This window comes from Piscinibacter sp. PDB1-1, from assembly GCF_056675995.1.
In genome coordinates this window covers 1,660,873-1,687,022 of record NZ_JBWVZJ010000001.1, presented here as the reverse complement: position 1 = coordinate 1,687,022, position 26,150 = coordinate 1,660,873, and the positions used below count along the sequence as shown (strand labels likewise).

The 26,150-nt window shown below is 67.5% G+C and carries 25 protein-coding genes; 12 read left to right on the top strand and 13 right to left on the bottom strand.

Going from position 1 to position 26,150, the window contains the following annotated elements:
- Positions 1 to 27: 27 nt before the first annotated feature.
- From AC1KAR_RS07795 to AC1KAR_RS07785, 3 genes are all read right to left on the bottom strand, one after another.
- Positions 28 to 1,248 (bottom strand): OmpA family protein, encoded by a 1,221-nt coding sequence (locus tag AC1KAR_RS07795; RefSeq protein WP_480316177.1) that lies wholly within the window; start codon positions 1,246 to 1,248, stop codon positions 28 to 30.
- Positions 1,245 to 3,176 carry a serine/threonine protein kinase gene (locus AC1KAR_RS07790; protein ID WP_480316175.1) on the bottom strand — a complete coding sequence of 644 codons (1,932 nt, stop codon included), beginning with the start codon at positions 3,174 to 3,176 and terminating at the stop codon, positions 1,245 to 1,247. The genes AC1KAR_RS07795 and AC1KAR_RS07790 overlap by 4 nt, the downstream gene beginning before the upstream one ends.
- A gap of 141 nt (positions 3,177 to 3,317) precedes the next feature.
- The gene (locus AC1KAR_RS07785; protein ID WP_480316174.1) at positions 3,318 to 4,433 is read right to left on the bottom strand and encodes a saccharopine dehydrogenase family protein; all 1,116 of its coding nucleotides are present in this window, start codon (positions 4,431 to 4,433) and stop codon (positions 3,318 to 3,320) included.
- Positions 4,434 to 4,556: 123 nt separating this feature from the next.
- Here AC1KAR_RS07785 and AC1KAR_RS07780 point away from each other — a divergent pair, with 123 nt between their 5' ends.
- From AC1KAR_RS07780 to AC1KAR_RS07750, 7 genes are all read left to right on the top strand, one after another.
- Entirely contained in the window at positions 4,557 to 4,997 is a 441-nt protein-coding gene (locus AC1KAR_RS07780) for an Lrp/AsnC family transcriptional regulator (protein ID WP_480316172.1), read from the top strand.
- Positions 4,998 to 5,218: 221 nt separating this feature from the next.
- Positions 5,219 to 6,550: a cyclic di-GMP phosphodiesterase gene (locus tag AC1KAR_RS07775; RefSeq protein WP_480316170.1), complete on the top strand. Its 1,332-nt coding sequence runs from the start codon at positions 5,219 to 5,221 to the stop codon at positions 6,548 to 6,550.
- A complete protein-coding gene (locus AC1KAR_RS07770; protein WP_480316168.1) occupies positions 6,547 to 8,661 on the top strand; it encodes a putative bifunctional diguanylate cyclase/phosphodiesterase in 2,115 nt (704 codons plus the stop codon). Before AC1KAR_RS07775 ends, AC1KAR_RS07770 begins: the two co-directional genes overlap by 4 nt.
- 211 nt (positions 8,662 to 8,872) lie before the next feature.
- A complete protein-coding gene (locus AC1KAR_RS07765; RefSeq protein WP_480316166.1) occupies positions 8,873 to 10,126 on the top strand; it encodes a class I SAM-dependent methyltransferase in 1,254 nt (417 codons plus the stop codon).
- Entirely contained in the window at positions 10,123 to 10,458 is a 336-nt protein-coding gene (locus tag AC1KAR_RS07760) for a DUF1840 domain-containing protein (protein ID WP_480316164.1), read from the top strand. Before AC1KAR_RS07765 ends, AC1KAR_RS07760 begins: the two co-directional genes overlap by 4 nt.
- A 44-nt stretch (positions 10,459 to 10,502) precedes the next feature.
- Positions 10,503 to 11,129, top strand: coding sequence for a YbhB/YbcL family Raf kinase inhibitor-like protein (locus tag AC1KAR_RS07755; RefSeq protein ID WP_480316162.1), 627 nt, complete (start codon positions 10,503 to 10,505; stop codon positions 11,127 to 11,129).
- Between the two features lie 76 nt (positions 11,130 to 11,205).
- On the top strand, positions 11,206 to 11,871 hold the full coding sequence (locus AC1KAR_RS07750) for a histidine phosphatase family protein (protein WP_480316160.1): 666 nt from the start codon (positions 11,206 to 11,208) through the stop codon (positions 11,869 to 11,871).
- A gap of 50 nt (positions 11,872 to 11,921) precedes the next feature.
- Here AC1KAR_RS07750 and ahpF read toward each other — a convergent pair whose 3' ends face one another.
- Together ahpF and ahpC are read right to left on the bottom strand one after the other, a co-directional pair.
- Positions 11,922 to 13,484, bottom strand: coding sequence for an alkyl hydroperoxide reductase subunit F (gene ahpF / locus AC1KAR_RS07745; protein ID WP_480316158.1), 1,563 nt, complete (start codon positions 13,482 to 13,484; stop codon positions 11,922 to 11,924).
- A gap of 175 nt (positions 13,485 to 13,659) precedes the next feature.
- Positions 13,660 to 14,223, bottom strand: a complete 564-nt coding sequence (ahpC, locus tag AC1KAR_RS07740; protein WP_480316156.1) for an alkyl hydroperoxide reductase subunit C — start codon at positions 14,221 to 14,223, stop codon at positions 13,660 to 13,662.
- Between the two features lie 176 nt (positions 14,224 to 14,399).
- On the opposite strand from ahpC, the gene AC1KAR_RS07735 reads away from it, so the two are divergent.
- On the top strand, positions 14,400 to 15,500 hold the full coding sequence (locus AC1KAR_RS07735; RefSeq protein WP_480316154.1) for a sterol desaturase family protein: 1,101 nt from the start codon (positions 14,400 to 14,402) through the stop codon (positions 15,498 to 15,500).
- A gap of 28 nt (positions 15,501 to 15,528) precedes the next feature.
- Positions 15,529 to 15,933 carry a hypothetical protein gene (locus tag AC1KAR_RS07730; RefSeq protein ID WP_480316152.1) on the top strand — a complete coding sequence of 135 codons (405 nt, stop codon included), beginning with the start codon at positions 15,529 to 15,531 and terminating at the stop codon, positions 15,931 to 15,933.
- 27 nt (positions 15,934 to 15,960) lie between these two features.
- Here the strand turns inward: AC1KAR_RS07730 and ruvB are convergent, their stop codons facing one another.
- Positions 15,961 to 17,052 (bottom strand): Holliday junction branch migration DNA helicase RuvB, encoded by a 1,092-nt coding sequence (gene ruvB / locus AC1KAR_RS07725; RefSeq protein WP_480316150.1) that lies wholly within the window; start codon positions 17,050 to 17,052, stop codon positions 15,961 to 15,963.
- Between the two features lie 109 nt (positions 17,053 to 17,161).
- Between ruvB and AC1KAR_RS07720 the strand changes: the two genes are divergently transcribed.
- Positions 17,162 to 17,626 (top strand): copper chaperone PCu(A)C, encoded by a 465-nt coding sequence (locus AC1KAR_RS07720; protein WP_480316148.1) that lies wholly within the window; start codon positions 17,162 to 17,164, stop codon positions 17,624 to 17,626.
- 64 nt (positions 17,627 to 17,690) lie between these two features.
- Here the strand turns inward: AC1KAR_RS07720 and AC1KAR_RS07715 are convergent, their stop codons facing one another.
- The 5 genes from AC1KAR_RS07715 to AC1KAR_RS07695 all read right to left on the bottom strand — a co-directional run bounded on the left by AC1KAR_RS07715 (position 17,691) and on the right by AC1KAR_RS07695 (position 22,481).
- A complete protein-coding gene (locus AC1KAR_RS07715) occupies positions 17,691 to 18,563 on the bottom strand; it encodes a c-type heme family protein (RefSeq protein WP_480316146.1) in 873 nt (290 codons plus the stop codon).
- A gap of 78 nt (positions 18,564 to 18,641) precedes the next feature.
- Positions 18,642 to 19,127 (bottom strand): DUF8082 domain-containing protein, encoded by a 486-nt coding sequence (locus AC1KAR_RS07710; protein ID WP_480316144.1) that lies wholly within the window; start codon positions 19,125 to 19,127, stop codon positions 18,642 to 18,644.
- A gap of 159 nt (positions 19,128 to 19,286) precedes the next feature.
- Positions 19,287 to 19,859: a Holliday junction branch migration protein RuvA gene (gene ruvA / locus AC1KAR_RS07705; protein WP_480316142.1), complete on the bottom strand. Its 573-nt coding sequence runs from the start codon at positions 19,857 to 19,859 to the stop codon at positions 19,287 to 19,289.
- A gap of 7 nt (positions 19,860 to 19,866) precedes the next feature.
- A complete protein-coding gene (locus AC1KAR_RS07700; RefSeq protein WP_480316140.1) occupies positions 19,867 to 20,520 on the bottom strand; it encodes a response regulator in 654 nt (217 codons plus the stop codon).
- 86 nt (positions 20,521 to 20,606) lie between these two features.
- Positions 20,607 to 22,481 (bottom strand): sensor histidine kinase, encoded by a 1,875-nt coding sequence (locus tag AC1KAR_RS07695; protein ID WP_480316138.1) that lies wholly within the window; start codon positions 22,479 to 22,481, stop codon positions 20,607 to 20,609.
- Positions 22,482 to 22,566: 85 nt separating this feature from the next.
- Here AC1KAR_RS07695 and AC1KAR_RS07690 point away from each other — a divergent pair, with 85 nt between their 5' ends.
- Entirely contained in the window at positions 22,567 to 23,556 is a 990-nt protein-coding gene (locus AC1KAR_RS07690; RefSeq protein ID WP_480316136.1) for a PhoH family protein, read from the top strand.
- Positions 23,556 to 24,008, top strand: a complete 453-nt coding sequence (gene ybeY / locus AC1KAR_RS07685; RefSeq protein ID WP_480316134.1) for an rRNA maturation RNase YbeY — start codon at positions 23,556 to 23,558, stop codon at positions 24,006 to 24,008. The genes AC1KAR_RS07690 and ybeY overlap by 1 nt, the downstream gene beginning before the upstream one ends.
- 12 nt (positions 24,009 to 24,020) lie before the next feature.
- On the opposite strand, the gene AC1KAR_RS07680 is transcribed toward ybeY, so the two are convergent.
- The gene (locus tag AC1KAR_RS07680; RefSeq protein ID WP_480316132.1) at positions 24,021 to 25,127 is read right to left on the bottom strand and encodes a magnesium transporter CorA family protein; all 1,107 of its coding nucleotides are present in this window, start codon (positions 25,125 to 25,127) and stop codon (positions 24,021 to 24,023) included.
- The gene (gene hemB, locus AC1KAR_RS07675; RefSeq protein ID WP_480316130.1) at positions 25,127 to 26,131 is read right to left on the bottom strand and encodes a porphobilinogen synthase; all 1,005 of its coding nucleotides are present in this window, start codon (positions 26,129 to 26,131) and stop codon (positions 25,127 to 25,129) included. Before hemB ends, AC1KAR_RS07680 begins: the two co-directional genes overlap by 1 nt.
- Positions 26,132 to 26,150: the final 19 nt, after the last annotated feature.

Genomic DNA, 26,150 nt, shown 5'->3' with positions numbered 1-26,150 from the left:
CGCCCAGCGGGTGGCGGGGTTGTCCCGCTAGACGGAATCGGTGCTGGCTCGACAACCCACGATCTTGAACTCCACGCGGCGGTCGAGCGCATCGCTTGCGTCGTCGGTGCCGGTGCCGATGATGTTCTCGCGGTAGCCCACGCCACTGGCCTTGGTGCGTGCCGACAACTCGGGGGCCTCGCTGGTGAGGCGCTGGCGGATCACGGTGGCGCGCTGGGCCGAGAGTTTGTCGTTGTACGGCTCGCTGCCGGTGCGGCTGGTGTGGCCGACCACGTTCATGCACACCTTGGCGCTGGCGCTTTGCCGCGCGATCTGGCGCAGCCACAGGTTGTAGGGGCCGCTCACCTTCTGGTCGGACCAGAACTCCGTGCTGTTCGGGTTGAAGAGGAACTTCACGCCCAGGTTGTTGTTCGAGATGCCGTGTTCCACCACCTTGCTGAAGGCCTGCTCGGCCTCGCCGTTGCGGCCGAGCTTCCAGCTTGCGAGGTAGATGCCGTTGAGCGTGCGCATCTGCTCGCCGCTGGGCGTGGCGAGCGCCACCTTGTACATGTCGAGTGACTCACGGTACTTGTCGCTGTTGTAGAGCTGTGTCGCTTCGTTGATGGTGGCCGCGGTCGTCACGCGCTCGAAGTAGGCCGAATCGGCCGGCTGGCCGGGCTGCGTGCTGCTGGTGCGCAGGTAGCCCTCGACCACCTTGTCCTTCACGAGGAAGGGGCTGTCGCGGTAGTAGGGCGTGGGCGTGGTGTCGAGCTTGTCGTCTCGCGCTCGGGACGACGCCTGCGCCACCACCTTGCCGCTCTTGGTGTCGGTGAGCGCGAGGTCGATCTGGAAGGGCGGGTGCTGGTTGCCTGCCGCTGCGATCACGCGCGTGAGCGTGCCCGTCAGCAGGTACTGGGCCTTGGCGAGGCTGGCCGGCTGAAAGGGCAGCACCTCGACCTGCGCGCCGCGCAGCCGGTCGGAGACGCGGTCTTCGAGCTGGCGGGTGAGCGCGGTCTGCTGGCCCGAGGGGTTGTCGAACATCGGGTCGATCACCACGGCGCGGTTCGTGAGCTTGGAGACGAAGGCCGGCAACTGCTGCGTCTGCGCCATCAGGTTGTCGGTGGCGACGGCGGCGGCCTCGTCGAAGGGCAACTCGTCGGTGCGTGCCGCGGGCGGCGGGGTGGCGCAGCCGACGAGCATCAGGGCACCGAGCAGGACGAGGTAGGCGAGCGTACGGCCGGAGACGCCGCGGATGAGATTCGATTTCATTGACCACACTCCTTCTTGAGTAGTTCGCGTTCCTCGCTCGACAGAGGCTCCCCGAGTGAAACGCGCTGGATGATGTCGATGCATTGCCGCGACATCGTCGGCTTGTTGTCGGTGTCTGCCGGCTGCGCGGCAGGCTTGTGTGCCGGGGCCGGGTGCGCGGCGGTCGCTGCGCGCGCGGGGCGGGGCGCGGGCGCTGCCTCGCCCGGCGGCTGAGGCGCCGCGCGTGATGGCACGGCGTCGATCGGCGGTGGCGATAGGGGCGGCACCGCGATGGGCGGGGCCGGGATCGGTGGTGTGTCGATCGGCGCTGGGCGCGCCGCCACTGCTGCGGCTGGCGCCGCGGGCGGGGTGTCGTCGGCCGGCGTCACGACGCCCGACATGGCGCGCGTGCTGTCTGGCGGTGTGGTCGCAGTTGCGGAGTCGGTGTCGGTGGCTGCGGGCGGCACGGTGGCCGGCCCTGCGGCGGGCGGGTGGCGGGCCAGCCACTCCTCGGGTGTGGGCGGGTCGATCGGGAGGGGCGCGACACTGCCCGCCGTCAGCTCGGGCCCGGAGCCGCCCCACAGGATTGCGAGGCCGATCAGGGCGGCCACGCTCGCCGCCACGCCGGTACCGACGAACGCGAGCCGATAGCGCTTCAGGCGCGCGCTGGCGGGCGCGGGCAGCACCGCGGCGTGTGTTGCGGTGGCGTGGGCCCGCCATGCGCTCGCCGCGTCGGTTCGCTCGGGTTCAGTCTCAGGGGGGCGGGCGGGCGCCACAGCCGGTTCCGGGCGCGTCGCCGGTTCGGCCGGCGGGAACGCAGGTGGCGGTGCCCGCGTGGGTTCGTCTGACGCGGCAGCGCGCGGCGCTGGAGCTGCGGCGGCCGGTTCGACCGATTCGGCAGACCGCGCAGCCACCGTTGGCATCGGAGTGGGGGCGGGGGCCGGCGCCGCGGCAGGCTCTGGGCCGGGCGCCGGCGCTGCCGCAGGCGTCACCAGGCCCAGCAACTCGCGCATCTCGGCCACGCTCTGCGGCCGCCCCCTCGGCCGCAGCGCCAGCGCGCGGTCGATGGCGCTCAGGAAGCGTGGGCTGTAGCGCCCGGCAGCCACCTGCGCCAGCGGTTGATAGCGGTCCTCCAGAAAGCGCTGCACGGCCGGCGGCGGCGTGTGCCCGGTGATCGCAAAGTGCACCAGCGCGCCGAGCGCGTAAAGGTCGGTCCAGGCGCCTTGCTTCATGTCGGGCATGTCGGGCACGTCGCCGTACTGCTCGACCGGCGCGTAACCGGTCTTCAGGATCACGGTGAGCGCGCGCTGCATGTCGCCGATCACGTGGCGCGCCGCGCCGAAGTCGAGCAGCAGCGGCCGCCCGTTCGGCTGCATGAGGATGTTGTCGGGCGCGATGTCGCGGTGGTAGCAATGGGCCGTGTGCATCTGCTCGAGCGCGCTCAGCAGGTGCTGCAGCAGTTCGAGCAGCCAGGTTTCGTCGGGTGGCGTGGCGCGTTGGCGCAGGCTGCGTTCGAGCGTCACGCCGGCGTGGTACGGCATGGCCATGTAGGCGGTGCCGTTGGCCTCCCAGAATCGGTGCACCTTGAGCAGGCAGGGGTGGTCGAACTGCGCGAGCAGGCGCGCCTCGTTGATGAAGCTGCGCAGCCCGGTGGCAAAGGTCTCGGCGTGGCGCTCCGAGCGCACCGACACCGTGAGCGCGCGCGTGCGCGAGGCCAGTTGCGCCGGCATGTATTCCTTGATGGCCACCTGCCGGCCGAGCGAGTGGTCGTAGGCGTAGTACACGATGCCGAAGCCGCCCTCGCCGATCACCGACAGCACCGAGAACTCGCCCAGCTTGGTGCCGGCGGGCAAGGCGTTGGCCGGCTCGTCGAACGCCCTCTCGCGCGTCGAGCTCGGTGTCAGGCCGTGGCCGATGGTGGCTTCACTGTCGTAGGCGGGTGTGGTCATGGTCGCAATTTGCCCCGCCCAAAAGGTAGTGCAAATGCGCCTGAAGTCAGATGACCTTCGGCCACCGCCCCCCGCTGTTTTAGGGGGGCGCAGGCGACTGAAAACTAGGGGGTCCGGCCCTCGCGCGGCGTGCGGGGCGCGTCAGGCGGCGTGCGCCAGCGCATCCATCGCGTAGACATGGCCGAACCGGTTGGCCAGAAAGTCATCGAGCCGCACGTCTTCCTGGCGTACAAAACCCTGCTGCGGCAATTGGCCCCTTGCCAGCATGTCGAGCATGGCGCAGAGGCTGCTCGCGGTGGTGATCTGGATCGCGCTGCGCATGCGCCCGGCCAGCACATGGCTGTAGATCTTGCGCGCGTAGGTCTCCTGCTGCAGGCGGCCGTCGCGCAGGCCGGCCACCGTCACGAAGACGATCACCACGTCCTGCATGGTGGCGGGCAGGGCGTTCTCCAGGATGTCTTTCAGCACATCGCGCCGATCGCGCAGGCGCAGGTCATGCAGCAGCGCCTTCATGATGGCAGCGTGGCCGGGGTAGCGGATGGTGCGGTAGTTGAGCGTGCGCACCCGCCCGGCCAGCGTCTCGCACAGGGTGCCCAGGCCGCCGCTGGTGTTGAAGGCCTCGTACAGCACGCCGTCGAGCGAGAATTCCTCGCGCTCTTCGAGTGCCGGCACCTCGGTCACCTGGCCGTTGACGATGGCTTCGCAGGGCTCGCAGTACTCGTTGATGACGCCCTCGGTGCTCCAGGTCAGGTTGTAGTTCAGCGCGTTGCTCGGGTAGGCGGGCAGCGCGCCCACGCGCATGCGCACGCTGTCCAGGCTGTCGAAGCGGCGTGCAAGATCCGCCGCGGCGATCGAGATGAAACCCGGTGCCAGCCCGCACTGCGGGATGAAGGCACTGGATGCCCCCTGCGCCAGTTCGCGGATGCGCCGCGTGCTCGCCACGTCTTCGGTGAGGTCGAGGTAGTGCACACCGGCTTCGCGTGCGGCCTCGGCCACGGCGGTGGTCAGGTGGAAGGGCGCGGCGCTCAGCACCGCAAAGCGCCCCGCCAGCGCGCGGCGCAGGTGCGCGGGGTCGTTCACGTCGAGCACCAGGGTGTCGAGACGCTCGGGCGGGGCTTCGCGTTCGTTCTCTGCCAGGAGCGCGGGCGAGCGGTCGGCGACCGTCACGCGGTAGCGTCTGTCGCCTTGCGTGTGGGCGAGCAAGGCCGCCACCACCGAGCCGATCTTGCCGCCGCCGATCACCAGGATGTCTTTCATGGCCGCACCTTGCGCGTTGAGAAGGAATGACTGAATTCTCGACAGGCGCCTCGCAGATTGCAGCTGGACACTTGCCGATTCGACGCGCAAAGTTCGGCATATTGACGATGCAATCTGATCAATATGACCATCTCAGCCCTCGACGCCACCGACCGCTCGCTGCTGGCCCTGCTGCGCGAGAACGCGCGTGCGCCGATCACCGAACTCGCGCGCCAGCTGGGCTTGTCGCGCACCACGGTCCAGAGCCGCATCGAGCGGCTGGAGCGCCAGCGGGTGGTGCTGGGCTACACCGTCGTCGTGCCCGACGCGGCCGAGGCGGCGCTGGTGCGCTCGCACATCTTCATCACCGTCGCGCCGCGGCAGAGCGGGGCGATCGAGCAGGCGTTGCGGCGCATTGCCGAAGTTCGCACGCTGCATTCGGTGAGCGGGCCCTTCGATCTGATCGCCGTGGTGGCGGCGCAGTCGATCGGCGAACTCGACGTGCTGATCGACCGCATCGGCGCGCTCGATGGGGTGGAGCGCACCACCTCGGCCATCGTGCTGTCGACACGGATCGAGCGCTGAAATCGCGCCCTGATCGAAGGTGAGCGGGCGCTCATCGCGCACCCCGTCGTCAGGGCTGTGAGCATTACTCCACGGAAAGCTCCGGCGCCACGCCGTGCCCTGTCAGAAGTAGCAGGGTGCGCACGGGGGTGGCTGACCATAATGGCTTCAAGTCGGGGGTGCTTCCGCCGAAAAGAAAGCACACCCTTGCAAATTTCCATCGGGGCCTGCGGCCTCCGGGCATGAAAGAAGTTTCTTCACCATCGTTGATCGACGTGGCGCAACTGCGCATCGGGATGTTCGTGCATCTCGATGGCGGCTGGATGTCGCACCCGTTCCCTCTGAGCAGCTTCAAGATCGGCTCGGCGGCGCAGATCAACACCATCCGTTCGCTGGGCAAGAAGCGCGTGCGCTGGAGCCCCGAGCGCAGCGATTCCGACGTTGTCGACGATGTCGACGGCCCGGTCACGCTGCCCGCCGAGGGCGCGCAAGCCAACACCGAACCCTCGGCGCTCGCAGCCGCACCGGCGGCCCCGCCCGCCGTGGTGGCAGAAACGCCCGAGGCCGCGCAGCGGCGCCTGCGCCGCGAGGCTCTGGTGCAGCAGCGCAGCTCGCTCATCCTGTGCGAGCACCAGTTCGCCGAAGCGACCCGCGCCTGCAAGACGGCGACCGAACTCGTCGCCACCAAGCCGCAGGCGGCGCGCGAACAGACCGAGGCGCTGGCGCAGGCCTTCGTCGACAAGATGATCGGCCAGCAGGAGATGTGCATCCGCCTGCTGAGCGAAGCCGCGGGCGACAAGTCATCGTTCCACGCCGTCAACGTGGCCGTGATCTCGCTGCTGATGGGCAAGACCTTCGGCCTGCCCGCTGCCGAGATGCTCGACCTGGGCGTGGGCGCGCTGATGCACGACATCGGCAAGCTGGAGCTGCCCGAGCGTGTGCGCCACCGCGAAGAACACTTCACGCCGGCCGAACTGCAGTTCTATCAAGAGCACGTGGCCCATGGCGTGACGCTGGCCAAGAAGATGGATCTCAAGCCGGGAGCCACGCTGGTCATTGCGCAACACCATGAGCATGCCGATGGCAGCGGCTTCCCGCTCAAGCTCAACAGCGACCGCATGACGACCGCGGCGCGCATCGTCTCGCTCGTGAACCGCTACGACAACATGTGCAACCCGCACGTGCCGTCGCGCGCGCTCACGCCGCACGAGGCCTTGTCGCTGCTGTTCGCACAAGGAAAGCACCGCTACGACACGGCCATCCTCGGGGCGTTCATCAAGATGATGGGCGTGTACCCGCCCGGCTCGGTGGTGCAACTCACCGACGACCGCTATGCCATGGTGGTGTCGGTCAACTCGTCGCGCCCGCTCAAGCCGCGGGTGCTGGTGCACGAGCCCCGCGTGCCGCGCGACGAGGCGCTGATCGTCAACCTCGAAGACGAGCCCCGACTGGGCATCCGCCGCAGCCTGAAGCCGCAGGCGCTGCCCGCCGAATCGCTCGACTACCTCTCGCCGCGCATGCGCGTGGCCTATTTCTTCGAACCCGACGTCCCGAGCCCGGAGCCCCGGCCGTGAGCGCCGATGCGGCGGCATCGGGTGGGCTCGCCCGCTGGGCGGCCCTGATCGAGACCTTGCTCGATCCCGTGTGGCTGGTGGAGGCTGGCACGCTTCGCATCGCCGCCGCCAATGCGGCCGCCGGCACGCTGCTCGGCGTGGATGCGCCGTCGCTGTGTGGCCGCTCGGCTGCCGAGCTCAGCGCCACCGCCGAAGACGTGGCCTTCTGGGATGACGTGATCCAAGGCCACGACGGCGCCATCCTGTCCGACACCGTGGTGCGTCGTTTCGACGGCACCATCGTCCCCGTGACGCGCCGCGTAAGCCGCTTGACGGGTGACGCTGACACGCTCGTCGTGACGCTGCGCGACCTCAGCGGCCAGCGCGCCACCGAGGCCGAGCTCGAATCGCGCGTCGCCGAGCTGCGCGCCACGCTCGAATCGAGTGCCGATGGCATCCTCGTGACCGACCTGAGCGGCAGCATCCGCAACTTCAACCGCCGCTTCGCCACGCTGTGGGGCCTGCCCGAAGACCTGCTCACGCAGCGCGACGACCGCGCAGTGCACGACTGGATGCGCCGCAGCGTGGTGGTGCCGCAGGGTGGCGACGCCGATGAATACTCGCGCCGCCTGAACGCCATCCTCGACACCGCGCTGCTGCAGACCACCGACGTCCTGACCCTGCACTCGGGCAAGGTGCTCGAACGCGTGACCTTGCCGCAATGCAGCCACGGCCACCCGATCGGTCGGGTGTTCTCGTTCCGTGACATCAGCGAGCAGATCGCCGCCCGTCAGCGCATCGAAGAACTCACGCAGACCGATGCGCTCACCGGCTTGCCCAACCGGCGCATGCTGGCCGACCGCGTCGAGTTTGCGCTGGCCATGTCGCAGCGCGGCGGGCACCCGTTTGCGCTGATGGTGCTCAACCTCGACCGCTTCAAGCAGGTCAACGACAACCTGGGCATCGGCGTGGGCGACCGCGTGCTGCTCGAAGTGACCGAGCGCATCAAGGCCTGCCTGCGCAATGTCGATACCGTGGCGCGGCTGGGCGGCGACGAATTCGTGCTGCTCGTGCACCAGGCCGACGTGCCCGGCGCCGAAGCCACCGCGCGCCGCGTACTCGAGGCCATGGCGCGGCCGTTCACGATCGACGACCAGAGCTTCACCGTCACCTGCAGCATCGGCGTGGCGCTGTGCCCCGGCGACGGCATCACGCTCGACCAACTCATGCGGCGCGCCGATGCGGCCATGCACCGCGTGAAGGAAACCGGCCGCGCGAGCTTCCGCTTTCACCAGGCCAAGGCCGACGACACGCAGCGCTCGAACATGCAGCTCGACCATGCCATGCGCCAAGCGCTGGTGCGCGGCCTGTTCCGCCTGCACTACCAACCGCAGATCGACCTGAAGACCGGTGCCGTGGTGGGCGCCGAGGCCCTGATCCGCTGGCGCGACCCTGTGCTCGGCGAGGTCTCGCCCGGCGAGTTCATCCCGGTGGCCGAGGAGAGCGGTTTCATCATCGCGATCGGTGACTGGGTGCTCTCCAAGGCAGTCAAGCAAGCGGCCGCGTGGCGTGCCAACGGGCTGTCAATGCCGGTGTCGATCAACGTGTCGGCGCTGCAGTTCCAGCAACCGGATTTCATCGAGCGCGTGGCGAGCGAATTGCGCGCCGTGAACCTGCCGCCCGCGCTGCTGGAGCTCGAACTCACCGAATCCATCCTGCTGCGTGACGCGCAAGATGCGCTGCACCGGCTCGAGGCCCTGGCGCAGCTCGGCGTGGGCCTGGCGATCGACGACTTCGGCACCGGGTACTCCAGCCTGGGCTACCTCAAGCGCTTCCCGATCGACCGCTTGAAGATCGACCGCAGCTTCGTCAGCCAGCTACCGGGCGATGCGAGTGACGTGGCGATCGTCAACGCCATCATCCAGCTCGGCCGCGCGCTGAACCTGCGCGTGATCGCCGAAGGCGTGGAGACCGAACCGCAGCGGCAGTTCCTGCTCGAGGCCGGGTGCCACGAGTTCCAGGGGTTCCTCTATGCCCCCGCGCTCGAAAGCGGCGGCTTCGAAGAACGGCTCGCACCCGCCAAGTCGCGCGCACCCAGCCGCAAGGCCGCGGTGCAGCTCGTCCAGAAGTAACCCGCGCGCTGCGCAGTTATTGCTGCAGCGATTACCGGGGGCGCCGGTGATGCGCGGGTCGCCGTGCCCGTGGCCTTGGCAGTGAAATTGCTAATCCCGCAATTGGTGCGGTGTCAGCCAAATCCCCCTACGATCGCACCCGACCCGGAGCTCGCGTGCGCGCTGCGATTCCGCCGCCAGCTCCCGTTGTTACGCGACGAGGTGCAACACGATGCTGGCAATCGAACGAGCCCTGGAAGAACGACTGGCGCCGCAAGGCGTGCGACTGGCGGTGGTGCTGCCCGGCGGGCGGCGCATCGGCAGCGCTGAGGCAAAGGTCACGCTGCGGCTGCACGACCTCGCACCGCTGGCGCACATCGCCACCGGACAGATCGGCCGCGTGGCGCAAGACTACGTCGAGGGCAAGCTCGACATCGACGGCAGCATGCGCGACCTGATGCACATCGCCGCGCAGATCGTGGGCAACGAGCCCATCGAGGCGGCGAACGCGTCGTTGCCGATCCTTTGGTGGCGCGGCATCACCCGTGCGGCGCGCTCGCGCGCACGCCACCACGCGCATGCCGATGCGCAGCAGATCCAGTTCCACTACGACGTCTCCGACGCGTTCTACGACCTCTGGCTCGATGAGCGCAAGGTGTACTCCTGCGCCTACTGGCGCGAGGCGCAGATGACGCTCGAAGGCGCCCAGGCCTCGAAGCTCGACCACATCTGCAGGAAGCTGATGCTGCGCGAGGGCGAGCGCTTTCTCGACATCGGCGCCGGCTGGGGCGGGCTGCTGCTGTGGGCGGCCGAGAACTACGGCGTGCGCGCCGACGGCATCACCTTGTCGAAAAACCAGCATGCCCACGTGAACCGCCTGATCGACCAGCGCGGCCTGCGCGGCCGCGTGACCATGGAGCTGTGCGACTACCGCGATCTGCCCGAGGCTGAGCCCTACGACAGCATTGCCTCGGTGGGCATGTTCGAGCACGTGGGCCTGGCGCAGTTGCCGGTGTACTTCAACAAGGTGCGTCGCCTGCTCAAGCCCGGTGGCCTGCTGATGAACCACGGCATCACCGCGGGCAATACGCGCAACGACCAGCTCGGCGCGGGCATCGGCGATTTCATCGAGCGCTACATCTTCCCGGGCGGTGAGTTGATGCATGTCTCGCATGTGCTCAAGGTCATGAGCGAGGCCAACCTGGAGCCGGTCGATGCAGAGAACCTGCGCCCGCACTATGCGAGCACGCTGTGGGCCTGGAGCGACCGGCTCGAAGCGCAACTGCTGCAGGCGCGCGCCGTCACGCGCGAGTCGGTGGTGCGTGCCTACCGGCTGTACCTCGCCGGCAGCGCAATGAGCTTCGAGCAGGGCTGGATCTCGCTGTTCCAGATGTTGGCCTCACGCCCCAGCGGTGATGTGTCTGCCGGCACGATGCGGGGCGCACAATCGCGTTTCCCTTTCAACCGTGGGTACATGTACAAATGATCTACAAGTTCAAGTCGAAGACCGATGGTGACGTGATCATGATGGAGGCCACGGGCGACCGCGTCCTTCGCATCATCGGCAAGCAGCCCTCGGCCAAGGGCATCATCGAATGCGCCGACATGCCTGCGGCGATGCAGGCCATCGAGAAGGCCGTGGCGGCCGACGACGCGGCCCGCGCGCGTGCCGAATCCGACGAGCCCGACGACCAGGCCGGCGAAGAGGGCCACTCCGCGGTGCGCGACAACGTGACCCTGCGCCAGCATGTATGGCCGCTCGTCGAAGCCATGAAGCGCTCGCACGCGGCGGGCACGCCCATCGTCTGGGGCGTTTGAGCCGGCCCATCGATCCCGCCCCCATCGAACAAGACATCCAGCCCATGAAACTCCTGAGCAACAGCTTCGCCGAAGGCGCGCGCATCCCCACACGCTATGCCGCCGGCCGGCCCGACGACGCGTCGGGCGTCACCTTCTCCGACAACCTCAGTCCGCATCTCGCGTGGAGCGAGGTGCCTGCGGGCACGCAGTCGTTCGCACTGATCTGCCACGACCCCGACGTGCCCAGCCGCGGCGACGATGTCAACAAGACCGACCGCGAAGTGCCGAGCGACCTGCCGCGCGTGGAGTTCATCCACTGGGTGATGGTCGACCTGCCGCCCTCTTTGCGCGAGATCGCCGAAGGCGAGTTCAGCCGCGGCTTCACGCCCAAGGGCAAGCCCGGCCCGGCCACGCTGCATGGTGCGCGCCACGGCCTGAATGACTACACCGGCTGGTTCGCGGGCGATGCAGCCAATGGCGGCCAGTACTTCGGCTACGACGGCCCGTTCCCGCCGTTCAACGATTCGATCCTGCACCACTACGTGTTCACGCTCTACGCGCTGGAAGTGCCGCGGGTGGCGGTCGAAGGCGCGTTCACCGGTGCGCAGGTGCGCGAGGCGATTGCCGGGCACACGCTTGCGCAGGCCGCGCTCACCGGCATCTACACGCTGAACCGCCGGCTGCTTTGATGACGGCCCCCGCGTCGTTTCAATCCTGCCCGCCAAAGGGGGCGCCAGCCGTCCTGGGGCGGAGCGGCGGCCGCCGATGAAGGGCGAGCCGACCCGCGTCATCGCCATCCGCCATGGCGAGACGGCCTGGAATGTCGACACCCGCATCCAGGGCCAACTCGACATCCCGCTCAACGACACCGGCCGCTGGCAGGCGCAGCGCCTTGCCGCGGCGGTGGCGCACGAAGGCATCTCGGCGATCTATTCGAGCGACCTGCTGCGTGCGTTTCAAACGGCGCAGGCGGTCGGCCACGCCTTGCAGTTGCCCATCCACACGGAGGCGCAACTGCGTGAACGCGGCTTCGGCGCGTTCGAAGGGCACACGTACAAAGAGATCGAAGCACGCTGGCCCGAGCAGAGCGAGCGCTGGCGCAAGCGTGATCTCGACTTCCAGCCCGGCGACACCGGCGAGTCGCTCACCACCTTCTACGCACGCTGCGTGATCGTGGCCACGCGCTTGGCCGCCGCGCACCCGGGCGAGACGATCGCGTTGGTGGCGCACGGTGGCGTGATGGACTGCCTGTACCGCGCCGCGTCACGCGTCGAGCTGAAGGCGCCGCGCTCCTGGCAACTGGGCAATGCGAGCATCAACCGGCTGCTCTACACGCCAGAGGGCTTCAGCCTCGTCTGCTGGAGCGACACGCACCACCTCGATGGTGGCGAGCTCGACGAGAGCAGTGACCGCGTGGGTCACGCGGCCTGAATGAAAAGGGCCGGCATGTAGCCGGCCCGGTCGAGCGCGCCACCGTCTGGTCAGGCCGAGTGGCGGATCAGGTAGTCGAAGGCGCTGAGTGCCGCCTTTGCGCCATCACCGGCCGCGATCACGATCTGCTTGTATGGCACCGTGGTCGCGTCGCCCGCCGCGAACACGCCCGGCACGTTGGTCGCGCCGCGGTCGTCCACGATGATCTCGCCGAAGCGCGATAGTTCCACCGTGCCCTTCAGGAACTCGGTGTTGGGCACCAGCCCGATCTGCACGAACACGCCTTCCAGCGGCACGAGGTGCTCCTCACCGGTGGCGCGGTCCTTGTAGCGCAGACCGTTCACCTTGCCGCCCTCGCCGGTGACCTCGGTCGTCTGCGCGTTGGTGTGGATGGTCACGTTGGGCAGGCTTTGCAGCTTCTTGACCAGCACGGCGTCGGCCTTCAACTGGTCGGCGAACTCGACCAGCGTCACATGGGCCACGATCCCGGCCAGATCGATTGCGGCCTCGACACCCGAGTTGCCGCCGCCGATCACCGCCGTGCGCTTGCCCTTGAACAGCGGGCCGTCGCAGTGCGGGCAGTAGGCCACGCCCTTGTTCTTGTATTCCTGTTCGCCAGGCACGTTCACGTTGCGCCAGCGCGCGCCGGTCGAGAGGATCACCGTCTTGCCTTTGAGTGAGCCGCCGTTGGCGAGCTTGATCTCCACCAGGCCACCCGGCTCGGCCGGCGGCACGAGGGCATCGGCGCGCTGCAGGTTCATGATGTCGACCTCGTAGGCGCGGGCGTGCGCCTCCAGGCCGAGCGCGAACTTCGGGCCATCTGTGGCCAGCACCGAGATGTAGTTCTCGATCGCCAGCGTGTCGTTCACCTGGCCGCCGAAACGCTCGGCCGCCACGCCGGTGCGGATGCCCTTGCGGGCGGCGTACACCGCGGCCGCGGCACCGGCCGGGCCTCCGCCGATGATCAGCACCTCGTAGGGGTCCTTGGCGCTCAGCTTGGCGGCGTCCTTGGCGGCCGCGCCGGTGTCGAGCTTGGCGACGATCTCCTCGACCGTCATGCGGCCCGAGGCGAACACCTGGCCGTTCAGGAAGACCATGGGCACGGCCATGATCTCGCGGGCGTTCACTTCGTCCTGGAAGGTGCCGCCTTCGATCACGGTCGTCTTGACCTTGGGGTTGAGCACGGCCATCAGGCTCAGTGCCTGAACCACGTCCGGGCAGTTGTGGCAGGTGAGGGACATGTAGACCTCGAAATTGAAGTCTCCGTCCAGGGCCTGCACCTGTTCGATCACGGCCTGCTCGGCCTTGGGCGGGTGGCCGCCGGTCCACAGCAGGGCCAGCACGAGCGAGGTGAACTCGTGGCCGAGCGGGAGGCCCGCAAAGCGCAGGCTGTTGGTGGCGCCGGTGCGCTGCAGCGTGAAGGACGGCTTGCGCGCGTCCTGGCCGTCGGTGCGCAGGGTGATCATGTCGCTGCGCAGGCCGACGATGGTCTGCAGCAGCTCGAGCGTGTCGCGGGAGCTCTCGGAGTCGTTCAGCGAGGCCACGATCTCGAAGGGTTGATTGACCCGCTGAAGGTAGGCGCCGAGTTGGGCCTTGAGGTCGTCGTCCAGCATGGTGTTCGTCCTTTCGTGTTGCGTCGTGGTGTCGTCGTTCAAGCGACTTCGGGAGCCGGCCTCCTCATCGTGAGCAGGCCTGCGCCGAGGCGAAGCGCGGCTCGACCACCCACTGCGTGAGCGGGTGGCGTGCCTTGCTTCAATTGGTGCCAGGGCACCATGGTTTCAACGTGACTTAGATCTTGCCGACGAGGTCGAGCGACGGGGTCAGCGTCTTGGCGCCGTCGTTCCACTTGGCGGGGCAGACCTGGCCCGGGTGAGCGGCGGTGTACTGGGCAGCCTTCAGCTTGCGCAGCGTTTCCTTCACGTCACGGGCGATCTCGTTCGAGTGCACTTCGGCGGTCTTGATGACACCATCGGGGTTGATCACGAACGTGCCGCGCAGGGCCAGGCCTTCTTCGGGGATGTGCACGCCGAACGCGTTGGTCAGCACGTGGGTGGGGTCGCCCACCAGCGGGAACTTGGCCTTGCCGACGGCCGGCGAGGTTTCGTGCCACACCTTGTGCGAGAAGTGCGTGTCGGTCGTGACGATGTAGACCTCGGCGCCCAGCTTCTGGAACTCGGCGTAGTTGTCGGCCGCGTCTTCCACTTCGGTCGGGCAGTTGAAGGTGAAGGCCGCCGGCATGAAGATCAGCACGGACCACTTGCCCTTCAGCGTCGCGTCGCTCACGGTGATGAACTTGCCGTTGTGGAAGGCTTCGGTCTTGAACGGCTGGACTTGGGTGTTGATGAGGGACATTGCTTCTTCCTATTGAGTTGGAGAAATCGACAGTTGGAATCTTACGCAGGATTGAATGGGCCCAGCATTGAATCGGCCCATTCGCGTCATTGGGATTGCCTATGTGACGCGAGGTCTCGGCGCCGCTGGGGTCATTCCTCTGGTCGCGGCAAGGTGAGTGCCTGCACCATCCTGGGATGACTCCTGCGCAAGTGATCGTCCTGGCCACGCCGGTCTTCCTGTTGATGATCGGTCTCGAATTCGTCATTGGCGTGAAACGCGGTCGAAACACCTACCGCCTGAACGACGCGCTCAACAGCATCGGGCTCGGGATCGCGAGCCAGCTGGTGGGCCTGTTCAGCGCCCTGTTCACCGTCTGGCTGTACGTGCTGGTCTTTGAGCACGCCTCGCTCTGGAAGCTTCCCGCGGAGGCGTGGTGGGTGTGGCTCACGGGCCTGGTGCTGTACGACCTTTGCTATTACTGGCACCACCGCCTGGGCCACACCGTGGCGATGTTCTGGGCGGCCCATGTGGTGCACCACCAGAGCGAGGACTACAACCTGAGCACCGCCTTGCGACAAACCGGCAGCGGCTGGGTCGGCGGATGGCTGTTCTACCTGCCGATGGCGGTGCTGGGCTTTCCGCCGCTGGTGTTCGGCGTGGTGGCGCTGATCGACCTGCTCTACCAGTACTGGGTGCACACCCAGCAGATCGGCAAGCTCGGCTGGTTCGACCGCTGGTTCTGCGCGCCCAGCAACCACCGGGTTCACCACGCGGTGAACGACAAGTACCTCGACAAGAACTACGGCGGCATCTTCATCGTGTGGGACCGGATCTTCGGCAGCTTCATCGAGGAAGACGATGCGGAGACGATCGTCTACGGCACGCGCGGCCCGCTGCGCAGCTGGAACCCGGTGTGGGCCAACCTGCAGTACTACGCCGAGCTGTTCAAGGATTCGTGGCACGCGCGGAGCTGGGCCGACAAGCTGCGCGTGTGGTTCAAGCACCCTGGCTGGCGGCCGGCCGACGTGGCGGCGCGCTTCCCCAAGGCGGCGTTCGACATCACCCGTGTCGAGCGCTACGACCCGCCCATGTCGCGTGGCGCGCAGTGGCTGGCCGGGGTGCTGTTCGTGGGGCTGCTCGGGGCCACCTCGTTGCTGCTGTGGAATGCCCATCGCATGAGCCTGCCCCAGCAGCTCGCGGCGGCCGCGGGCGTCATTGCGGGGCTGTGCGCCGTGGGGTGGGTGTGCGAGCGCGCGCCCCGGCAGTTGACCTCCGCGGTGGCAAGCCTAGACTGAGCAGCCTGTGCTCCAACAGGAGGTCTCCATGGCGATCAAGCGGATGACCAAGGGCGACATGCCCCACTCCCTGGGTACCTACAACCCCGTCGGCCACGTGCTGCTGGCCTTCTCCGACGATGAACTGACCGCCGAAGCGCACACCGCGCTGCGGGCGATCGGCTTCGACGAAGAAGACCTGCTCCACTACACCGCCGACGAAGAGAGCGCCCAGATGGACTACATGCTCTCGCACGCCAGTGGGCTCTCGGGCTTTGGCTACGAGGTGACGTTGATGCGGCGTTACCAGACGCTCGCGAAGGAAGGCTGCGGCTGGCTGCTCGTCTACGCGCCCGATGCACCTCACACGCAGCGCGTGGCCGAAATCGCCGCGCGCTTCGGCGCGCGCAGCGCGGTCAAGTACCACTGGCTGGCGGTCGAAGACCTGTTGTGAGTGGGTCCTGCGCGGGCCCGGGCGGCGTCAGGCGCCACCTTCGAAGAGGTCGCCACCGCTGGATCTGGGCGGCGTGACCCCCAGATGCCGATACGCCGCCAGCGTGGCGATGCGCCCGCGCGGCGTGCGCTGCAGAAAGCCCTGCTGGATGAGGTAGGGCTCGATCACGTCTTCGATGGTGTCGCGCTCTTCGCCGATGGCCGCGGCCACGTTGTCCAGGCCGACCGGGCCGCCGTCGAAGCGGTGGATCACGGCTTCGAGCAGCTTGCGGTCCATCACGTCGAAGCCCTGCGGGTCGACGTCGAGCATCTGAAGTGCCTTCTCGGCCAGCGGCTTGTTGATGCGGCCGTCGCCTTTCACGTCGGCGTAGTCGCGTACGCGGCGCAGCAGCCGGTTGGCGATGCGCGGTGTGCCGCGTGAGCGGCGGGCGATCTCGAAGGCGCCTTCGGCATCGGCCGGTACGTTGAGCAGCCCGGCCGAGCGGCGCACGATGCGGGCGAGTTCGTCGGCGGTGTAGAACTCGAGCCGCGCGACGATGCCGAAGCGGTCGCGCAAGGGGTTGGTCAGCATGCCGGCGCGGGTGGTGGCGCCCACGAGCGTGAAGGGCTGCAGGTCGAGCTTGATCGAGCGTGCGGCCGGGCCTTCGCCGATCATGATGTCGATCTGGTAGTCCTCCAGCGCGGGGTAGAGGATTTCTTCCACCACGGGCGAGAGTCGGTGGATCTCGTCGATGAAGAGAACGTCGTTCTTCTCCAGGTTGGTGAGCAGGGCCGCCAGGTCCTTGGGCTTTTCAAGCACCGGGCCGGAGGTCTGGCGCAAGTTCACACCCAACTCGTTGGCGATGATGTGCGAGAGCGTCGTCTTGCCCAGGCCCGGTGGGCCGAACAGCAGCACGTGGTCCATCGCCTCGCTGCGCTTCCTGGCCGCGCCGATGAAGATCTCCAGCTGCTCGCGCGCCTTGGCCTGGCCTACGTACTCGGCCAGACCCTTGGGGCGCAGCGCGCGCTCTATCGCCTCTTCGTTCGGCGATGCGGGGGCGGCGCTCACCACGCGGCGATCCTCGGTGGAGCCGCCGCTCGCGCGGCGTTGGGGCTCGAAATCGTCGGTCTGGATGCTCATGGCTGTGATTATGTCCACCAGGGCGGCAGCACTTCTTCGGATACGTATAGTGCGCTTCGCAGTGCGGCACCGCCGCACCGCCCATCAAATCAAGAGACCAGGAGCACACATGAAACTGCACCGCACCCTCACTGCCCTCACGTTGAGCCTCGCGGCCCTGGTGGCGCACGCTCACGACTTCAAGCTGGGCGATCTGAGCATCGGCCATCCGTTTGCGCGCGCTACGGCCCAAGGTCAGACCGCGGGTGGCGCGTTTCTCTCGGTGGAGAACCGAGGCAGCACGGCCGACCGCCTGTTGTCGGCCAGCGCCGATGTGGCCAAGAGCGTGGAGCTTCACGAAATGAAGATGGAAGGCGACGTGATGCGTATGCGCGCTGTCGATGCCATCGACCTGCCGGCGGGCCAAACCGTGGCGCTCAAGCCGGGTGGCATGCATGTCATGCTGGTCGGCCTGAACGCGCCGCTCAAGCAGGGCAGCAGCTTCCCGCTCAAGCTGAAGTTCGAGAAGGCGGGCGAGGTGACGGTGCAGGTGAATGTCGAGGCGCCTGGCTCCAAGACGGAACACAAGCACTGAGCCACGCGTCAACCATGAAAAACGGGCCCTCGCAGGGCCCGTTTTCATTTGGGGCGGTGTGGCCTCAGCTGCGCAGCATCCCCATCGCCTTGACGAGGCTGCGGCGCATGCGGTTGAACGACTTCTGCAGGGTGCCGATCTCGTCGGAACGCGTCTCCGCGAACTCGGCCAGCGACAGGTCACCCTGGCTGATGCGGCGCGCCGCATTGGCGACGTCACGCACCGGGCGAACCACCAGGCGCTGCAGCAGCCAGTTGAGCACCAGGAACAACACCACGAACACGGCCACCAGCGAGCCGGTGAACGTGAAGAAGAGCTGGCGCGCCTTCTCTTGCGGAAGCGCGGTCGGCACGGCCACGACCTGCGCACCGACGACTTCGTTGAGCTCCCAGCCGAAGCCGTTCTTGTCGCCGTAGCGGGCGATCAAGGTCTGCGGTGCTGCGGCGGGCGTGCTGTGACAGGCCAGGCAGGCCGGGTTGGTGATGCGGATGGGGCGCGCCACGTAAAACAGGTCGCCCTGTTCGGTGCTCACCTCGCCCCGGAGCTCCTTCAGGTCGGGCTGTGCGCGAAAGCGTTGCACCAGGTCACCCTCCCAGGCGGTGGGCTTGTCGCGCAGGTTGGTCGGGTTGAGTGTGGCTTCCTTGTAGCTGTAGCCGGGCTGCTTGGCGGCCAACCGGGCGAGCGTCTCGGTGGCGGCGAAAGCCGGCACGGTCTCGGCGAGGAAGTGGCGGTCGAGCAGCGGGTCGAGGTGAGGCTTGATGTTGTCGACCGTGTAGCCGCGCACGGCGATCGCCACATCCATCATGCGCTGCGCGTCGTGGACCACTTCGGCGCTCGCGTTCGTCTGCACTTGCCGGTACACCAGGCCGCCTGCCACGCCCAGCGCGATCAGGAACATCACGGCGAACACCAGGTTGAATCTCAGCTTCAGGTTCATGGCAGGGCTCGTGTCACAGGGGAAATGGAGTGGATGCGGCCAAGGCCGCAGTGGGCAGATCTGAGCGGGCCAGCCGCGCTACGCAAGCTTCGAGGACAAGGTCGCCGCGCGGAAGCGTGCGCGCTGCTCGTCGTCGTCGAGGTGTGCTTCCAGGCGCGACAGCAGTTCACTCACCGAGCCGGCACGTTGCATCTCGGTGTCGAGCAACAGGTCGGCGATCGGGCCCATCTCATGGGCCAGTGCCTCGCGAACGCGGTCGCGCTGGGCCGGGGTGATGCGAAAGCTGCGCTGCAGTGGCGCGTCGAGCGTGCCAGGCGTGGTGGCGTCGAGTTCGGCCGGGGTGGTGTCCAGGCTTTCGCTGTGGCGCCGCGCGGCCCATGAGGCAAGCCATTCCTGCCGCTCTTGCTGATTGATCAGCATGCGGGCGGCCGCGGCCATGAACTCGTCCTCGGTGGCGGCGCGTGCTGCGCAACGGGTCAGATGGGGCTTGACGTTCGTGTTCAGCCGCTTGCGCAGCGAACGCTCCACACGAGCAAAGAGTTGGGGGTTGATCAGGTCAGCCATGTACTGGTGTGGGCGGCGCAGCGAGATGCTTTCGGAGGGGCTCTCTAATTTTATGGGGGCGGTTTGCACGGCAACCCAAATTGAAGCGCAGCCCCCGCAGGCTGGGGCAAGTTGTAAGCAAAGATGTGTGCGATTGTTGCGCCGCGAGGCGATAACTCACTACTTTGCGAGCGACTTGAGGGCGAGTTTGATGCCGTCACTCACCCCCACGTCGGCAGGCAGGCCCTTGAGGGCGAGCGCGGCCTCGCGATCGCTGTAGCCCAAGGCAACCAGCGCCTGAAGGATGTCGCCCTGCGCATCGCCCGCCACGGTGGCCGGCAGGGAGAGGTCGCCGCCGAGCTTTCCCTTCAGTTCGAGCAGCAGGCGCTCCGCGGTTTTCTTGCCGATGCCGGGCACCTTGACCAGCCGGCCGCTCTCTTGAATCGACACCGCCTGCGCGAGCTCGCTCACGCTCAGGCCCGACAGGATGGACAGCGCCGTGCGCGGCCCCACGCCGGAGATCTTCACCAGTTGGCGGAAGGTCGCGCGCTCCTCGGCGGTCAGGAAGCCGAACAGCACCTGCGCGTCTTCACGCACCGCGAAGTGCGTGAGCAGGCTGACGCGCTCGCCCAGGCCCGGCAGGTTGTAGAAGGTGCTCATCGGCACATCGACTTCATAGCCGACGCCGCTCACGTCAACGAGCAGTTGGGGCGGGTTCTTCTCTGCCAGCAGGCCTGTCAGGCGACCGATCATCGAGGTGTCATCGGCGGAAGAGACCCAGGCGCTGCGCTTCCAGCGCCGCCTCGGCGCGCGAGCTGACGTTCAGCTTGCGGTAGATCTGCTTCACGTAGTCGGCAATGGTGTGGCGCGAGAGGTTGAGCTGCACACCGATCTCGGGCAGCGTGAAGCCCTTGGCCACCCATAGCAGCACCTCGTTCTCACGGTCGGTGAGCTGCACGTGCGGCAGGTCGTCGGCCCGCGCCTGCGGCTTGCTCTGCTTGGCGAAGTACGCAATGACGCGCCGTGCGATCGACGGCGACAGCGGCGGCTCGCCCTGGCTGATGCGCTGAAGCTGCTCCACGAACAGTTCGCGGGGTTGCTCTTTCAGCAGGTAACCGAAGGCGCCGGCCTGCAGCGCGGGGAAGAGGTGTTCGTCGTCGTCGTGGATTGTCACGACCACCGACTGCGCCTCGGGCTGGGCCTCGCGCAGCGCGGTGACCACGTCGACCCCCGAGCCGTCGGGCAGGCCAAGGTCGATCAGGGCGACTTCGAAGCGCTCGGCCGTGATAAGCGCCAGCGCGTCGTGCACGCGGGCCGCTTCGAACACCTGGGCTTGCGGGAACACTTGCAAGGCCAAGGCCTTCAGCCAGGCACGGATCTCGGGGAGGTCTTCCAGCAACAGGATCTTGTTCATGGCAGCTCGCAGGTGGGTAGGCCGAAAAACATCGTATCAGCCTGCGACCGGCATGTGTCGCAGGACTGCGCGGGTGTTGCAATGGCTCAGGCGGTTCCGAGTGGAAGTGTGAGGCGGATCACGGTGCCGTAGCCCGGGCCCGACTCGACCAGGCACTGCCCCTGCATCTGCTTGGCGCGGTGCTTCATGCTGGCCATGCCGTGGCCGCGGTCAAGCTTGCCGTCGAGCTCCATCGGGATGCCGCGGCCGTTGTCCTGCACCACCAGCACGAAATCCTGCTGGCCGAGCGAGCAGCGAACCTTGCAGTGCGAGGCACCGCTGTGCTTGATGACGTTGCTCACCGCCTCGCGCAGGATGCGCGTGGTCTGCACGAAAGCACGTGCCGAGAGCTGCTGGGTCACGTCTTCAGTCGGGCTGCGCCAGTCGACTTCGACGCCGGCCTGCCCCAGGCGCGATACCGTCTCGGCGCGCCAGTCGGCCAGCGCATCGGCCACGGGCAAGGGCTTGCCGGTCAGGCCGCGCACCGACAGGCGCATTTCTTCGAGCGCCTCGCGCGCCAGCGTGGAGATGCGCTCCGATTCGCTGGTGTGCACGATGGTCAGCAGCTTGGCGCCGAGGTCGTCGTGCAGGTCGCCGGCGATTCGCTTGCGTTCCTTCTCGGTGACCTGCTCGACGCGCAGCTCGGCCATCTGCACGTAGTTGCGCTCCATCTCGGCGGTGGCTTCGGCCACGCGGGTTTCGAGCGAGTTGCGCGCGGCTTCGGCGGCGTGCATGGCGCGCGCGAATGTCGAGAGCTGCCGCACGCCGATCACCGAGAAGATGAAGGGCGCCACGAACTGAAGCAGGTTCACCTGCGGCACCGGCATCCAGCCGAACTGCATGGCTCGCCCGAGCAGCATGACCACGCCCAAGCTCCCCAGCAGCGCGGCCATGGGCCAGAAGTTGCCTCGCTCGGAGCGCCTTTCGATGCGCAGATACAGCAGGGCGGCGGCGGCGATCTCGGCCACCATCAGCAGGTACCAGGCACTGGACACGTAGTGCAGTCGCTGCGCCCCTGCGAGCAGCAGCGTCAGAGGCACCAGGAGCACCTGCAGCAGCAGGAAGGCCTCGATCATCCGCGAGCGCACCGCGCCGTAGCTCAGCAGGAACTGCACCACCAGGCCGGTCAGCACGCCGAAGGCCGCGCAGAACAGCAGCTCGGTCGTGCTGATGTCGAAGGGCGAATGCTGCAGCCAGCTTCGGGTGGTCAGCAGGTTCCAGGTGAGGATGGCGAGGCCGAGGTAGGTGAGGTGCACCTCGTTCCGGTTGATCCGCCCCAGGTAGAGCAGGAAGACGCCGAGCACGGTGGTGGCGATCGCCACTCCCTGCACAAGCGTGATGTTCAGGAACGTGCGCGCTTCGTGTTCGGGCGCCAGCAGGGCATGCGGGCCGACACGCACCTGCGAGAGCCCGCCAGCCCGTGCGCGCGAAGTGACCTTCTGCAAGGCGTAGCCCTGCACCTTGATGTCGAGATGGTTCTCGCCCGGTCGCAGCAGGCCCGGCGTCAAGGGCACGAGTAGCGGGCGGTGGCAGTTGCGCGTCACCGGTTCGCTCATGTGGCCGTCGCTGTGCACGATGAAACCGTTCAGCCAGACCTCGGCGTTGCTGCAGACGCGGTCGATCGCGACGGCCAGAAGTTCGTCCTTCACCCCCGGCGACTGAAAGCCCAGGCGATACCAGAGTGGCCCGTCTTCGCGCGGTCGGCTGACCGCCCAGTCGTCGGGCAGGCTCACGCGGCGCGGCGGTTGCTCCGCCGGGAAGTGATCGCCACTCCATGTGGCGGTCTGTGCGGAGGTGAGCACGATCACGTTGGCCAGGGTCTCGGGCGCACGCGCCTGCAACCCTTGCCAGGCGAGCAGCCCGGCCAGAGCCACGGCGGCCAGCCATGCGGTCGCGACGGAAAGGGAGCGGCGTGTCTGCATGGGCGCCGATTGTGCAGGAGCATCCGTGCCGAATGACATGCCGGCCGGGCTGGCGCGACAATCCGCCTTTGCGAAAGCGCCCCCCATGATTCTTCGACACGCCTTCATCCCGCTGGACAACACCCGCCTGTCACACCTGTGCGGCAGCGTCGACGATCACCTGCGCCAGATCGAGGCCGCGTTCGACGTGAGCATCTCGCGCCGCAACGAATCCTTCCGCATCGAGGGCGCCAAGCCCAACGCGGAGCAGGCCGTGGCCCTGATGCAGACCTTGTACGACCGAGCGCGCAAGCCGATTGCGCCCGAAGCGTTCCAGCTGGCCTTGGTCGAGGCCCAGGCCGATGCCCGGCGAGGCGGGCGTGGGCGAGCCGTGCGCAGCGGTGACGAGGCCGACGATGCCGACCCCGAAGAACTCGTGCTGCGCACGCGCCGTGCCGATCTCTCCGGGCGCACCGAGAACCAGCGCACCTACCTGGGCAACATCCAGGCGCACGACATCACCTTCGGCATCGGCCCCGCCGGCACCGGCAAGACCTTCCTCGCTGTGGCCAGCGCGGTCGATGCGCTCGAGCGCAGCGCGGTGCAGCGGATCATCCTCACACGGCCCGCGGTGGAGGCCGGCGAGCGCCTGGGCTTTCTGCCCGGTGACCTGGCCCAGAAGGTCGACCCGTACCTGCGCCCCTTGTACGACGCGCTCTACGACCTGATGGGGTTCGACAAGGTCGCCAAGGCCTTCGAGAAGGGCAACATCGAGATCGCGCCGCTGGCCTTCATGCGCGGGCGCACGCTGAACCACGCCTTCGTGATCCTCGACGAAGCGCAGAACACCACGCGCGAGCAGATGAAGATGTTTCTCACCCGCATCGGCTTCGGCAGCAAATGCGTGGTGACGGGCGACGTGAGCCAGATCGACCTGCCGCGCGGCACGGACAGCGGCCTGATCGACGCCGAGCGCGTGTTGCGGCGTGTGAAGGGCATCGCGATGACGCGCTTCACCGCGGCCGATGTGGTGCGCCACCCGCTGGTGGCGCGCATCGTCGAGGCCTACGACGCCGTCCCGCAGGATCGCGACTGATGGCTCGTGCCCCCCGCCCCGAGCTGAGCCTGTCGCTGCAGTTTGCAGATGCCACGCACCGAGCGCACCTGCCGCGGCACAAGGTGGCGCGCTGGATCCGCGCGGCGCTCGAAGCCCCGGGCGAGATCACGGTGCGTGTGGTCGATGCCGAAGAAGGGCAGCGACTGAACCGGGAGTTCCGCGAACGGGACTACGCCACCAACGTGCTCACCTTCGACTACAGCCATGAACCCGTCGTGAGCGCCGACCTGATCCTGTGTGCGCCGGTCGTCGAGGCCGAGGCGCGCGAACAGAACATCACCCTGGAGGCGCACTACGCGCACCTGCTGGTGCATGGCGCCTTGCACGCGCAAGGGTTCGACCATGAAGCCGACGACGAAGCCGAGGCAATGGAGGCACGCGAGACCGAGGTGCTGGCCGGGCTCGGCTTCGCCGACCCATACGACCGCTGAGCCGCTGCGCGCTCAGTGACGGCGCGAGGTGCTGAGGTAGCGCTTGCGCCAGAAGAACCAGCTCAGGCCCGCGCCGAGCGCCAACATCACGATGCTGGCGATCCACACGCCGGTCGAGGTGTGGATCAAGGGCAGGCCGTCGAAGTTCATGCCGAAGAAGCCCGTGATCAGGTTCAGCGGCATGAAGATGGCGGTGATGACCGTCAGCGTACGCATGATGTCGTTGGTGCGGTTGCTTTGCGCCGAGAAGTGCATCTGCACCGCCGTCTCCGACGAGTTCTCGAGCCTGCGCACGTGGCTCAGCACGCGTTCGATGTGCTCCAGCACATCGCGCGAGCGCAGCCGCAGCAGCTCGCGCTCGCGCAGGGAGGTCGAGTCGTTCTCGCTGGGCCATTCTTCGAGTGCGTCCAGCCACTCGACGATCGCGCTGCGCTGGTCTTCGCAGGTGTCTTCGAGCAGGTGCAGGGCATTGCGCGAGTCGAGCAGCACCTGCCAGCTGTCGAAGTGGCTGTTCGGCTTGAAAAGCTCCGTCTGCAGGTAACCGAGCTGTTTGCTCAGGAGTCGGCGCAGCTCGAGGTAGCTATCCACCATGTGGTTGACCATGCGCAGCATCAGGTCGGCCGGGCCGGTGGGCATGCGCGAGCCGATCGCGCGCTGTTCCGTCTCGTGCACCAGTTGCTTCAGGCGCGAGGCGAAGAAGTCGTTCACCTGGCAGTCTGTCGGGTGAACCGTGATCAGCACGCGGTCGTACACCGCAAAACCGACCGGGCTGGTGTCGATGGCCTCGAGCGCGCGCTTGGCGGTGGCCAGCGTGCCCTGTGCCTCGTCGATGAACATCGCGGTGCTCCCGCTCCCCGCCGCCAGGCGCCGGAAGACCATCAGGTCGTAGTTCGAGGTGTAGTCGAAGTGCGAGGGCAACTGGTTATTCAGCAGGTCGCTCACGTGCAGGTCCACGATCTGCGCGCCCGTCCAGCGCTGCAATGCCGACTGAACCGTGGCGATGTTCACTTCGAACTCGCGCCGCGCCGTACTCACCCACACATAGCCTGCGGCCGGCAAGCTCGCCGGCCAGTCGGTCAGTTCGATGAACTGGTCGGGCAGGATGTGAAAGAGCCGCATCAACGCGCCCGCAGCAGGCGCGCTGCTTCGAGCGCGAAGTAGGTCAGCACGCCATCGGCGCCTGCACGCTTGAATGCGAGCAGGCTTTCCATCACGACGGCGTCGTGGTCGAGCCAGCCGTTCTGTGCGGCGGCCTTGAGCATCGCGTACTCACCGCTGACCTGGTAGGCGAAGGTGGGCACGCGGAACTCCTCCTTCACGCGGCGCACGATGTCGAGGTACGGCATGCCGGGCTTGACCATCACCATGTCGGCGCCCTCGGCCAGATCGAGCGCGACTTCGCGCAGGGCTTCGTCGCTGTTGGCCGGGTCCATCTGGTAGACCTTCTTGTTGCTCTTGCCCAGGTTGGCGGCCGAGCCCACGGCGTCGCGGAACGGGCCGTAGAAGGCACTCGCGTACTTGGCGCTGTAGGCCATGATGCGCGTATGGATCGCGCCGCGCGCTTCGAGCGCCGAGCGGATCGCGCCGATGCGGCCGTCCATCATGTCGCTCGGGGCGACGATGTCCACGCCGGCCTCTGCCTGCACCAGCGCCTGTTCGGTGAGGATGGCCACCGTCTCGTCGTTCAGGATGTAGCCGGTGTCGTCGAGCAGGCCGTCCTGGCCGTGCGAGGTGAACGGGTCGAGTGCGACATCCGTCAGCAGGCCCAGTTCAGGAAAGCGCTTCTTCAGTTCGCGCACCACGGTCGGGACCAGGCCTTCGGGGTTGGTGGCTTCGCGGCCATCGGGCGACTTGAGCGAGCCCTCGATCACCGGGAACAGCGCCATGACCGGGATGCCGAGTTGCACGCATTCCTCGGCCACCGGCAGGAGGCGATCGAGGCTGAGCCGCTGCACGCCCGGCATGGAATCGACGTTCTGCGCGATGCCTTGGCCGGCCAACACGAACACCGGCAGGATCAGGTCGCTGGCCCGGAGGTGGTGTTCGCGGACCAGGGCGCGGGTGAACTCATCGCGCCGCAAACGGCGCGGCCGGCTGGTGGGGAAGGGCGGGGGCGTTTGCACGGCGCGAATCCTGGCTCGT

What these genes read in the sequence shown, in the direction of transcription:
- AC1KAR_RS07795 (WP_480316177.1), bottom strand. Translation starts at nt 1,248, where the DNA reads ATGAAATCGAATCTCATCCGCGGCGTCTCCGGCCGTACGCTCGCCTAC.
- AC1KAR_RS07790 (WP_480316175.1), bottom strand. Translation starts at nt 3,176, where the DNA reads ATGACCACACCCGCCTACGACAGTGAAGCCACCATCGGCCACGGCCTG.
- AC1KAR_RS07785 (WP_480316174.1), bottom strand. Translation starts at nt 4,433, where the DNA reads ATGAAAGACATCCTGGTGATCGGCGGCGGCAAGATCGGCTCGGTGGTG.
- AC1KAR_RS07780 (WP_480316172.1), top strand. Translation starts at nt 4,557, where the DNA reads ATGACCATCTCAGCCCTCGACGCCACCGACCGCTCGCTGCTGGCCCTG.
- AC1KAR_RS07775 (WP_480316170.1), top strand. Translation starts at nt 5,219, where the DNA reads ATGAAAGAAGTTTCTTCACCATCGTTGATCGACGTGGCGCAACTGCGC.
- AC1KAR_RS07765 (WP_480316166.1), top strand. Translation starts at nt 8,873, where the DNA reads ATGCTGGCAATCGAACGAGCCCTGGAAGAACGACTGGCGCCGCAAGGC.
- AC1KAR_RS07760 (WP_480316164.1), top strand. Translation starts at nt 10,123, where the DNA reads ATGATCTACAAGTTCAAGTCGAAGACCGATGGTGACGTGATCATGATG.
- AC1KAR_RS07755 (WP_480316162.1), top strand. Translation starts at nt 10,503, where the DNA reads ATGAAACTCCTGAGCAACAGCTTCGCCGAAGGCGCGCGCATCCCCACA.
- AC1KAR_RS07750 (WP_480316160.1), top strand. Translation starts at nt 11,206, where the DNA reads ATGAAGGGCGAGCCGACCCGCGTCATCGCCATCCGCCATGGCGAGACG.
- ahpF (WP_480316158.1), bottom strand. Translation starts at nt 13,484, where the DNA reads ATGCTGGACGACGACCTCAAGGCCCAACTCGGCGCCTACCTTCAGCGG.
- ahpC (WP_480316156.1), bottom strand. Translation starts at nt 14,223, where the DNA reads ATGTCCCTCATCAACACCCAAGTCCAGCCGTTCAAGACCGAAGCCTTC.
- AC1KAR_RS07735 (WP_480316154.1), top strand. Translation starts at nt 14,400, where the DNA reads ATGACTCCTGCGCAAGTGATCGTCCTGGCCACGCCGGTCTTCCTGTTG.
- AC1KAR_RS07730 (WP_480316152.1), top strand. Translation starts at nt 15,529, where the DNA reads ATGGCGATCAAGCGGATGACCAAGGGCGACATGCCCCACTCCCTGGGT.
- ruvB (WP_480316150.1), bottom strand. Translation starts at nt 17,052, where the DNA reads ATGAGCATCCAGACCGACGATTTCGAGCCCCAACGCCGCGCGAGCGGC.
- AC1KAR_RS07720 (WP_480316148.1), top strand. Translation starts at nt 17,162, where the DNA reads ATGAAACTGCACCGCACCCTCACTGCCCTCACGTTGAGCCTCGCGGCC.
- AC1KAR_RS07715 (WP_480316146.1), bottom strand. Translation starts at nt 18,563, where the DNA reads ATGAACCTGAAGCTGAGATTCAACCTGGTGTTCGCCGTGATGTTCCTG.
- AC1KAR_RS07710 (WP_480316144.1), bottom strand. Translation starts at nt 19,127, where the DNA reads ATGGCTGACCTGATCAACCCCCAACTCTTTGCTCGTGTGGAGCGTTCG.
- ruvA (WP_480316142.1), bottom strand. Translation starts at nt 19,859, where the DNA reads ATGATCGGTCGCCTGACAGGCCTGCTGGCAGAGAAGAACCCGCCCCAA.
- AC1KAR_RS07700 (WP_480316140.1), bottom strand. Translation starts at nt 20,520, where the DNA reads ATGAACAAGATCCTGTTGCTGGAAGACCTCCCCGAGATCCGTGCCTGG.
- AC1KAR_RS07695 (WP_480316138.1), bottom strand. Translation starts at nt 22,481, where the DNA reads ATGCAGACACGCCGCTCCCTTTCCGTCGCGACCGCATGGCTGGCCGCC.
- AC1KAR_RS07690 (WP_480316136.1), top strand. Translation starts at nt 22,567, where the DNA reads ATGATTCTTCGACACGCCTTCATCCCGCTGGACAACACCCGCCTGTCA.
- ybeY (WP_480316134.1), top strand. Translation starts at nt 23,556, where the DNA reads ATGGCTCGTGCCCCCCGCCCCGAGCTGAGCCTGTCGCTGCAGTTTGCA.
- AC1KAR_RS07680 (WP_480316132.1), bottom strand. Translation starts at nt 25,127, where the DNA reads ATGCGGCTCTTTCACATCCTGCCCGACCAGTTCATCGAACTGACCGAC.